Raw genomic sequence first — 6,189 nt, 5'->3', positions numbered from 1 at the left:
GCCTATCTACACGCCGTACGAGCCGACAACTTGACGATCACTGTGAATCACCCGGGTTAGATCTGGTATCCCCACTAGCGGCGGCGTTGCCGGCACGGACGGTGCTCGATGGCGAGTTGCTGGTCTGGGACACCCACCGCGGCCGGTGCAGCTTCACTCTGTTGCAGCGCCGCCTGACAGCCGGCCGCAGGCTGCCGGAGATGGTTCGGAAGCACCCGGCCCATCTCGTCGCGTTCGACCTGCTTCGGGATGGGCGCGGCGTCGAGTTGCTTGACCAGCCGCTGACCACACGCCGGGCGAAGCTGCATCGGCTACTGCGCGGTGCGCCTGCGCAGATCGCCATATGCCCACAGAGCGCGTAGCTCATCGTGCTGCGGAAGCGGTCCTTTCGAGGAGCCGCGAGAGCCGGGGTGGGGCGGGGAGGTCGCGCCGGCCTTTGAGTGGGCCGAGTGGCATGGTGAGTGCGGCCGCGACGTAGATGCCGAGCATGATCGCGAGGGCGGTGCGGACGCCGAGTTGATGGCCGAGCCAGCCGGAGACGAGCCCGGATGCGGGCATCGCGGCGAAGGCGAGCATCTGGATAGTGGTGCTGACGCGGGCCTGGAGGTGGTCAGGGACGTAGGTGAGGCGCCAGGTGGTGCGGATGACGTTGTCTGCGACGATCGCGAACTCGCATAGAAGCAGCCCGGCGGCCATCCACGCGACACCTGCGCCGGGGCCAGCTGGTAGCACCAGTAGGCAGCTGCAGCTGGTGAGTTGCAACGCGATCAGGCCGCGCGCGGTACCGAGCCGGTGGGCGACATGTGGGCCGAGGAGCCCGCCGATGACGCCGCCGACGCCGCCGGTGGCGAGCACGAGTCCGGTCACTACTTGTGGTGCGGCGAGCTCGTCGACCAGGAAGAGGACCTGGAGTGACAGCAGGCCGGTGAGGCCGAAGTTCTGCACCGCGGCCAGGCCGGCGAAGTACCGCAAATAACGGTCGCGGGCGACGACGTTGACGCCGGCTCGGATTCGCTGCAGGAAGGACTCTTCCGGCACGGCCGCGGCATGATTGGGTAGCCGGGTCGCGGGGCGCGTTCGGGCGAGGCAGACGGCCGATACGAGGAAGCTGATCGCGTCGAGGAGCACGCCGAGCGCGGCGGACATGGCCTGGGCGATCAGGCCGGCCAGCCCTGGCCCGACGATCGTGCTGGCTGATTCGGTGGCGTAAAGCATCGAGTTCGCGGTCCCGAGCTGCTCCGCATCCACCACTCGGATGACGAGTCGGGGCAGCGCGGCTCGGAAGACCACGGCACACGAGCCGATCACGAACGCGACCGCGACCAGGGCCGCAAGCGACAGCGTGCCGGTCAACCACAGCAGCGGCACGGTCGCGGCAGCGGTGGCCGCGATCAGATCGCTCACGATCATCGTCGTGCGGGGCGGCCACCGGTCGGCGAGCGCACCGGCTGGCAGACCGAGGATCAGCCACGGTGACCAGCTCGCCGCCGCCAGGATTCCCATCCAGCCCGGACCGGCATCCAGCTGCGTGGCCGCGAGCAGCGACAGCAGCGTCGCCGTGGTCGCGGTCCCGAACAGGCTGACGGCTTCACCGAACAAAAAGACTCGGAAGGCGCGAGGGAGACGGGGGGACGCCCGTCTCCCTCGTTTCAAATTCTGGCCCACCACTATCAGCTCGCTCAGGCGGCGGCGCGGTCGGTGATTGGGCGGCGACGCAGTGTGGTGTCGGTCAGTGAGCGCGGGGGCAAGGGAGCGTTGGGGTTGTACAGGTTGGTTCCGGGCGGCACGATCGCGTCGATTCGGTCGAGGGTCGCATCATCGAGGGTGAGCGCGGCGCCCTTGAGGAGGTCCTCCAGCTGTGGCATGGTCCGCGGCCCGATGATCGCCGAGGTGACGGCCGGGTGGGCCACGGTGAAGGCAATGGCGAGCTGCGGGAGGGTGCAGCCGATGTTTTCCGTGAGTTCGACGAGTTGTTCGACGACGTCGAGCTTGGCGGCATTTTCCGCGATCGTGGGATCGAATCGTTCCGGTCGGATTGTGGGACGGCCAGTTGACAGGTCGATGGGCTGGTTCTTGCGGTACTTGCCGGTGAGGAACCCGAAGGCCAGTGGGCTCCAGACCAGTACCCCCATCCCGTAGCGCTGGCAGACGGGCAGGACCGAGGTCTCGATCCCGCGGGCCAGGATCGAATACGGCGGCTGCTCGCTGCGGAAGCGTCCGAGGCCACGCCGCTCGGAGACGTGATGCGCCTCGACGATCTCCTCGGCGGGGAACGTCGAGCAGCCGAAGGCGCGGATCTTCCCCTCGCGCACGAGGTCGCTGAGCACCGAGAGCGTCTCCTCGATGTCGGTCGAGTCGTCGGGGCGGTGGACCTGGTAGAGGTCGATCCAGTCGGTGTTCAGGCGCCTGAGGCTGTCCTCGACCGCCTTGAGGATCCAACGCCGTGAGTTGCCACTGCGGTTGCGGCCCTCACCCATTTGGAAGTGGACCTTGGTGGCGAGTACAATGTCGTCACGACGCCCCCGCAGCGCCTTTCCCACGATTTCCTCGGACTCTCCCGCTCCATACATGTCGGCGGTGTCGACGAAGTTGATCCCCTGGTCCAGGGCCGCGTGGATGATACGGACACAATCGTCGTGATCGGGGTTCCCAACATCCTGGAACATCATGGTCCCGAGGCAGTAAGCACTGACTTCGATACCGGTTCCGCCGAGGGTGCGATAGCGCATGGTGATGCTTCCCTTACTGGTTCAGCCGTGATTACAGAGCGACGGAAGCGTCGATCGCACGGGGAACCCTAGGATCTAGAGTCGGCTCTAGGTCAAGCCGCTACCCTGAACGGTATGGCTGAGGTCACCACAAATCTGAGCATCGGGCAGGTCGCCGAACGCACCGGCTTGAGCGTCCACGCGCTGCGCTTCTACGAGCACGAGGGCCTCTTCGTCAACCCTGTGCGACGCGGACCTGGCGGGCGCCGCGTCTACAGCCAGGATGACGTGGACTGGCTCACCGTCTGCGTCATCTTGCGCGCCTCCGGCATGCCCCTGCCCGCGCTACGCCGATACGCCGACCTCGTCCGGCAAGGAGCCGGCAACGAGGAAGAACGACTCACGCTCATGCGCCAGCACCAAGCCCACGTCACCACCCAGATCGGCAGACTCGCCGAGTGCCTGGACCTGATCAGGTTCAAGGTCGGGGTGTATGAGGACCTCCTCGACCCGGACAGCGCCGGCGACCACCAATGTCACGCTCCAACCCCTTCGGCACCGGCGCAGCCGACCGAGATCCGCATCGGCTACGCGCGGGTGTCGGGCTCGTGAACACGGCGCCGTGCGGGCCGACGCCACCAGTGCCGACGTCATCCTGCTGATGGGCGCCCAACTACGTCACCAGCTACGTGCCGGACGCCTCGCCCGACCTGTGGCAGCGATACCTTGCCATCATCGCCGACGGCTGCTCGGCGCTCAGGTGGGAACGGAAACTTCGGCCATCGCTGCTGGGAGCGGCCGCATTCACTCATATAGGCGAAATCTGGCTGCAACGTGCGTGTCGCGCTTTGCTCCTCCTCAGAATGTTTGAGAGGTTTCTCAATCCGTCGCCGAGGTCCTTCACGTCTGACAAGCCACCGCTACCTGCGGCGCACCGGGCCCGGTCAGTGCTGTCTGTTCAGTTGCCCGGAGCGTGATGGGAATTATCATGACCAGTGACCTCAACAAGCTCGACGCTACCGGGCTCGCCGAGCTGATCCGCGCCAGAGAGGTTTCCGCCGTCGAGGTGGTTCAGGCCCACCTCGACCGCATCAAGGCCGTGAATCCGAGGATCAACGCCGTCGTCACGCTCGCCGACGGTGCGCTGGACGCCGCGAGGGCTGCGGACGAAGCGTTCGCGGCGGGCGCGGAGGTGGGACCGCTCCACGGCGTGCCCTTCACGGTCAAGGACTCGTTCGACACCGCCGGGGTGCTCACCCAGCGCGGTTCACCGATCTTCGCGGGACGTATCCCGGACACGGACGCCACCTGCGTGGCGCGCATGAAGCGTGCCGGTGCGGTCCTCCTGGCGAAGACCAATCTCCCGGAGTTCGCGTACTGGATCGAGTCCGACAACCTCCTGACCGGCAGGACGAACAACCCCTGGGACCTCAACCGCAGCTCCGGCGGTTCGAGCGGCGGGGAGTCCGCGGCGATCGCGGCCGGGATGTCGCCGCTCGGTGTCGCCAGCGACCTGTCCATCTCGCTACGCGGGCCGGCGGCCGACACCGGTATCTCGGCCCTCAAGCCAACGCACGGGCGCATCCCGCTGACCGGGACCTGGCCGCGGGAGCCGCGTCGGGACTGGCACGCCGGCCCCATGGCCCGCAGCATCCGCGACCTCGCACTGGCGTATTCATTGCTGGCCGGTCCTGACGGCACCGACGGCTTCGCCACCGTCCCGCGCGAGTTCGACGCCGGCCTGGGCGCCTCGCCGGACCGGCCAGTCCGCGTCGGCTGGCTGGTCGACTCGGGACTCGGCCCCATCGATCCAGAGGTCGCCGCAACCGTGCGAAAGGCCGCCGAGGCCCTGGCGGGAGCGGGGATCCGGGTCGAGGCCGTGAACATCCCGGCTCTCGAACGGGACAACCCCTTCGAACTCTTCGCCCGGCAGCACGTCATGGAGATGAAACCGGCGATGCAGGAGGCCACCGCGGGTCACGAAGACCGCAGGTTCACGTACTCGAAGACCATGCTCGCCACACCCGACACGCCGGTGCAGGACTACGTCCAGGCCGAGCAGGGCGTCGAGCGGCTACGGGATGGTTTCGCGGAGTACTTCCAGCGGTACGACGCGCTGCTGCTCCCGGTGACGTCGATCCCCGCGCACGCACACGGACTCAAGCAGTTCACCATAGACGGCCAGACTGTGGACGCCTTCCGCCTGATGACGCCGACCGTCCCATTCAACCTGACCGGACTCCCGGCCCTGTCGATGCGGTTCGGCACGAGCAGCGACGGCATGCCGATCGGTGTGCAACTAGCGGCCAACTGGCACTCGGAGTCGACGATCCTGTACATCGCCTCGCTGCTGGAGTCGCTGAGCCCGGTCCGCGACCAGCACCCCGCCCTCTGACGGCCGGATAGGCCCACACCGGGCGCCTCGACGGGAGCGCTCAGCGAGCGCCTCTCGACGTGCCCGGCCGCGCCGGGCCCAGAGCGACGCGGGCATGTCCTTGTGCCGTTCGTAAACTCGGTTCTGGCTACGCTGCCTGCAAATATTCGCTGATTGTGCCGTGGAGGATCTTCCGCCGGTTTACCCGGACCGTGGCCAGGTCGGCCACCGGTGGAGGTGGTGTCTCGCGGTTCGGTGGGCGTTGGGCTCGGCCCTGATGGGGTCGGTGATCGTTGTAGTGCCTGACGTACTCGTCCAGCACGAGGTGCAGGTGCCGCGGGTTGTAGATCAGCATCCGGTCCAGGCACTCCCGACGTACCGTGCGTACCCACCGTTCGGCGTGAGCGTTGGCTCGCGGTGCGCCGGGCGGGCTGCGCAGGACTTCGATCCCTTCGGCGGTGAACACGTCGTCGAACATGGCGGTGTACTTGGTATCCCGGTCCCGGATCAGGAACTTGAACCGGGCCCCTCGGTCCCCGAGGTCCATCATGAGGTTGCGGGCCTGCTGAGTTACCCACACCCCGGTCGGATTCGTGGTCGCGCCGAGGATGTGTACCCGCCGGGTCGCGATCTCGATCAGGAACAGCACGTAGACGCGGATCAGGCCGATCGTGTCGACGTGCAGGAAATCGCAGGCGAGAATCCCCCTGGCCTGGGCGGCCAGGAACTGGGTCCAAGTCGGCCCGATCCGCCGCGGTGCCGGATCCAGCCCGGCCCCTGTGAGGATCTTCCACACGGTGCTGGCCGCGATCCGGTAGCCGAGGCCGACCAGCTCGCCCTGGATCCGCCGGCAGCCCCAGGTCGGATTCTCCTCGGCCAGCCGCAGCACCAGCCTGCGCACGTCCCCTCGAATTGACGGGCGACCCGGACGCCTCGGGTACGTCCACCGTCGGGCGACTAGGTCGCGGTGCCACCGCAGCAGGGTGGCCGGGGTAACGAAGAAACTCGCCACCTCGGTCTGGGCAGCAGACGCGACAACACCGACAGCACCGCCCGATCCGCTGGCTCGAGATCCGGACGGCTGACCTGCCGATGCAGGACCGCAAC

At 67.5% G+C, this 6,189-nt stretch carries 6 protein-coding genes; 3 read left to right on the top strand and 3 right to left on the bottom strand.

Features of this window, described 5'->3' with window-relative positions:
- The coding region (locus ACFP2T_RS41945; protein WP_465264296.1) for an ATP-dependent DNA ligase at positions 1-362 on the top strand (362 nt) is incomplete at its 5' end.
- 1 nt (position 363) lies between these two features.
- Here the strand turns inward: ACFP2T_RS41945 and ACFP2T_RS41940 are convergent.
- Together ACFP2T_RS41940 and ACFP2T_RS41935 are read right to left on the bottom strand one after the other, a co-directional pair.
- Positions 364-1,665, bottom strand: a complete 1,302-nt coding sequence (locus ACFP2T_RS41940) for an MFS transporter (protein WP_377432470.1) — start codon at positions 1,663-1,665, stop codon at positions 364-366.
- A 14-nt stretch (positions 1,666-1,679) separates the two neighbouring features.
- Positions 1,680-2,729 carry an aldo/keto reductase gene (locus tag ACFP2T_RS41935; protein WP_377432468.1) on the bottom strand — a complete coding sequence of 350 codons (1,050 nt, stop codon included), beginning with the start codon at positions 2,727-2,729 and terminating at the stop codon, positions 1,680-1,682.
- A 114-nt stretch (positions 2,730-2,843) separates the two neighbouring features.
- On the opposite strand from ACFP2T_RS41935, the gene ACFP2T_RS41930 reads away from it, so the two are divergent.
- Together ACFP2T_RS41930 and ACFP2T_RS41925 are read left to right on the top strand one after the other, a co-directional pair.
- Entirely contained in the window at positions 2,844-3,320 is a 477-nt protein-coding gene (locus ACFP2T_RS41930; protein WP_377432467.1) for a MerR family transcriptional regulator, read from the top strand.
- Between the two features lie 376 nt (positions 3,321-3,696).
- Entirely contained in the window at positions 3,697-5,103 is a 1,407-nt protein-coding gene (locus ACFP2T_RS41925; protein WP_377432465.1) for an amidase, read from the top strand.
- A gap of 127 nt (positions 5,104-5,230) precedes the next feature.
- Here ACFP2T_RS41925 and ACFP2T_RS41920 read toward each other — a convergent pair whose 3' ends face one another.
- Positions 5,231-6,094, bottom strand: coding sequence for an integrase core domain-containing protein (locus ACFP2T_RS41920; protein WP_377432463.1), 864 nt, complete (start codon positions 6,092-6,094; stop codon positions 5,231-5,233).
- Between the last annotated feature and the right edge of the window lie 95 nt (positions 6,095-6,189).

The sequence above is a fragment of the Plantactinospora solaniradicis genome (assembly GCF_042658085.1).
Taxonomy (GTDB): Bacteria; Actinomycetota; Actinomycetes; order Mycobacteriales; family Micromonosporaceae; genus Plantactinospora; species Plantactinospora solaniradicis.
The sequence above is the reverse complement of the archived record's forward strand: the minus strand, read 5'-3'. Positions and strand labels throughout refer to the sequence as shown.